Here is a 3,225-nt window from a genome sequence, read left to right on the forward strand (position 1 = left end):
TCGTGCGGCGCGATCCAGGGCGCGAGCAGCGCCGCCAGCACGCCCCAGGCGATCGCCGACATGCCGGGCAGGTAGGCCTTCTCCCACCACACCTCGTCGCTTGGCGGGACCAGCGCCCTCAGCGGCACCAGGGCGAGCGCCAGCGCCACCAGCGCCGCCACCAGCAGCGGCCGGGGCAGCGCCAGGCACAGCAGCGGGAAGCCGACGTAGAAGACCTCCTCGATCGACAGCGACCACAGCACGTCCCAGGCCGCCGGCGCCCAGCCGGTGCGGCCTTCATACCAGTTGAAGGTGAAGCTCAGCGCCGAGCCCAGCAGGCCGGCCAGCGACTGGCGCTCGCCCGGTGCGAAACCAGGCACGCCCAGCAGCGCCAGGGTCGACAGCAACGCCAGCATCACCAGCAGCAGCGGCAGGATGCGCGTGGCGCGGGCGCGGTAGAAGGCGCGCAGGTCGACCCGCCGCAGGTCGCCATCGCGCGCCAGCAGGCGGGTCGTGATCAGGAAGCCCGAGATCACGAAGAAGATGAACACCGCCTCGTAGCCGTTGAAGCTGATCGCGTCGATCAGGCGCTTGGGCAGCCAGGCACCGGCCAGGCTGGGCGCCAGCGGCAGGCGGAAGGGCAGGGCCAGGTGGTGGACCACCACCAGCAGGATGGCCACGCCACGCAGGCAGTCGATGGCGAAGTTGCGCGGCGTGATGTCGGTCATGCGGAGCAGCGGCGCCAGGCCGCCGAGAAGGATGGCGGCGCGGATGTTAGCGGCGCCTGGCGTCGGCGCGGCCGCTCATCGGAGTGACGGGCGTTACGTCGTCGAGCCGCGGGGCGGTCGCACGATCGGACGAATGCGGCGCGGCGCGGTCGGTCCGGCGTCCAGCATGTCGCGCACGCGGTCGTCGGCCTTCGCGACCAGCGGCTCGATCAGCGCGGCCTCCGGCAGGTTGGCCCAGTAACGGCGCGGCATCTCGCGGGTCATCATGGCCAGCTTCAGGCGCGCCGGATTGAAGATGCTGCGGTAGTAGGTCAGCCACAGCGCCGCGCCGGCGTCCGGCGGCGGCGCCGTCTCCCGCCGCGCCCCCGGGCCGGCGCACAGCCGGACGCCGTCCCAGTGCATCGAGACACGCGGCGACAGGATGGTCCAGCGCAGGTTGGCGAAGCGCCGCGCGAAGAAGGGCGAGGCGGCCTCGAGCACGTGGTGCTCGGGCTCGAACCAGGCGACCAGGCGTTCGCCGTCGGTGTCCTCGACCGGGACGAAGCGCACGAAGGCATGGGTCTTGTGGATCTCGTGCCGCACCTCGCGGGCGAGGCGCTCCGCGTGGCGGCGGTCCTCGTCGAAACGGTCGTGCCAGCGCACGGGATCGGTCCTCAGGCGCGACAGCAGGCGATGCAGGAGCTCGAAGCGGCGCGGCTCGCGATGCAGCAGGGCGGACTGGCATAGCGACAGGAACGAGGCCGGCACGGTGAACGCGGCGCTCGCTGCGCGCTCGCTCGCGTCGGTCGCATCGCCGTCCGCCGCTGTCGACCAGAGGTCGCCGCCGTCCTCGCCGGTGATCCACTCGACGGTTTCCGGCGCCACGCCGTCCAGCACCAGGCGCCGGGCGGCGAGTCGGAAGCCGTCGAAGTCGACGGGCCCGTCGAGCCGCACGCGGATCATCCGAACAGCCCCAGCTGCGTGGGAGCGCCCGCGACAACGCCCCCGACCACGCCCGTGCCCGTGCCCGCGTCCGCTGCCCCACTGGCGCGAGTCGGGGCTGGCGGTGCCGCGCCAGGACGATGACCGTCGACGATGACGAACGGCAACACCCGGCGCAGCGGCAGCTTCATGTGGCGCAGGTCCTCGGCCCGCACCCGGCGCAGTCGACGGGCGGCGATCAGCCGGTCGACCGAGCCGACGCCCAGGCCGGGCACCCGCAGCGCGGGCAGCGCGGGGCTGACGAGCGTGGCGGTGGAGCCCTTGTCGCCGACCCAGCTGGCCATCAGGAACACGGTCAGCCCGGCGGCCAGCAGGTTCATGGCGATGCCGGCGACGATCAGGTCGGCGCCGAACTCGAGATGGAAGACCGCCAGCAGCAGCGCGAGCACGAGCGCCGCCAGCAGCGCGGCGCCGCCGCCGATCAGCGCATGGGCCCAGACCGGAAGCGCCGGCCAGAGGTCGGCGGCCTGCACCGCGCCCATGACGCCGAAGAACGCGGCGACCAGCATCAGGCCCTCCAGCGCCACGTTGACGCAGCCGGCCAGGTCCGACACCAGCGCGCCGAGCGCCGCGAAGAGGATGGGCGTGGTGGCGCGCAGCAGCGCGACGACCAGCCCGGCGACGACGAGGGTCCAGGTGTCGGTCATGAGGCGACTCCGGGGGAGGGCTCGACGGTCTCGACGGCGGGCGCACCGCGCCGGCTCCGCCAGCGCGCGAGGGCCTCGGCCAGCCGCGGCCACAGGCGCTCGGAGACGACGAACAGGATGATCAGCGCCTGGATCACCAGCACCATCTCGCGCGGGACGTCGGTGCCGCGCTCCATCGCCTGCCCGCCGGCCCGCAGGTAGGCGTAGAGCAGCGCCGCCATCGGAATCGCGCGCGGCTGGTTGCGCGCCAGCAGCGCCACCACCAGGCCCTCGTAACCGAGGCCGGCGGGCAGGTCCACCGGCAGCCGCCCGAGCAGCGCATGGCTGACATGCAACCCCGCCAGTCCCGCGAACAGCCCGCCCAGCGCGGTCGACAGCATCACCGTGCGCGCCACCGGCAGTCCCATGCGCCGCGCGAAGTCCGGCGCCTGGCCGACGGCGCGCAGCGCATAACCGGCACTGGTCCGGTCCAGCATCGCCTGGGCGGCCCAGGCCAGCAGCGGCACCGCGATCAGCATCGCGCTCACATGCGTGCCGGGGATCAGCGCGCCCAACGACGCGGCCGGCGGCAGCAGCGGCGTGGCGATGAAACCCGCGCCGGGATCGCTCATCCACTCGCTGAGGATCAGCCGGAACAGCTGCACCGCGACCAGGTTGAGCATCAGGGAGGTGACGATCTCGCTGGCGCCATGGCGCACCCTCATCCAGCCGGGCAGCAGCCCCCAGGCACCGCCCACGAGCATCGCGGCCAGCAGCGAGGCCGGCAGCACGACCACCGCGGGCCAGGCGGCCAGCGCCAGGCTGGTGGCGACGGCCGCCAGCGCGCCGAGGAACATCTGCCCGTCGGCGCCGAGCGTGAACTGCCGGGCGCGGAAGGGCAGCGCGATCGC

The 3,225-nt window shown here is 73.6% G+C and carries 4 protein-coding genes; all 4 read right to left on the minus strand.

Annotated features, from left to right (window positions below; translation table 11 throughout):
- Positions 1 to 707: acyltransferase (locus FUT87_RS26455; RefSeq protein ID WP_147242908.1), on the minus strand; the 707-nt coding region annotated here is incomplete at its 3' end.
- Positions 708 to 800: 93 nt separating this feature from the next.
- A complete protein-coding gene (locus FUT87_RS26460) occupies positions 801 to 1,649 on the minus strand; it encodes a TIGR03915 family putative DNA repair protein (protein ID WP_147242909.1) in 849 nt (282 codons plus the stop codon).
- Entirely contained in the window at positions 1,646 to 2,335 is a 690-nt protein-coding gene (locus FUT87_RS31490) for a hypothetical protein (protein WP_147242910.1), read from the minus strand. The genes FUT87_RS26460 and FUT87_RS31490 overlap by 4 nt, the downstream gene beginning before the upstream one ends.
- Positions 2,332 to 3,225, minus strand: an 894-nt coding sequence (locus FUT87_RS26470; protein ID WP_147242911.1) for an ABC transporter permease, incomplete at its 5' end; no start/stop codon positions are given. The genes FUT87_RS26470 and FUT87_RS31490, both read right to left, overlap by 4 nt.

The sequence above is a fragment of the Mitsuaria sp. TWR114 genome, assembly GCF_007997345.1.

What these genes read in the sequence shown, in the direction of transcription:
- FUT87_RS26460 (WP_147242909.1), bottom strand. Translation starts at nt 1,649, where the DNA reads ATGATCCGCGTGCGGCTCGACGGGCCCGTCGACTTCGACGGCTTCCGA.
- FUT87_RS31490 (WP_147242910.1), bottom strand. Translation starts at nt 2,335, where the DNA reads ATGACCGACACCTGGACCCTCGTCGTCGCCGGGCTGGTCGTCGCGCTG.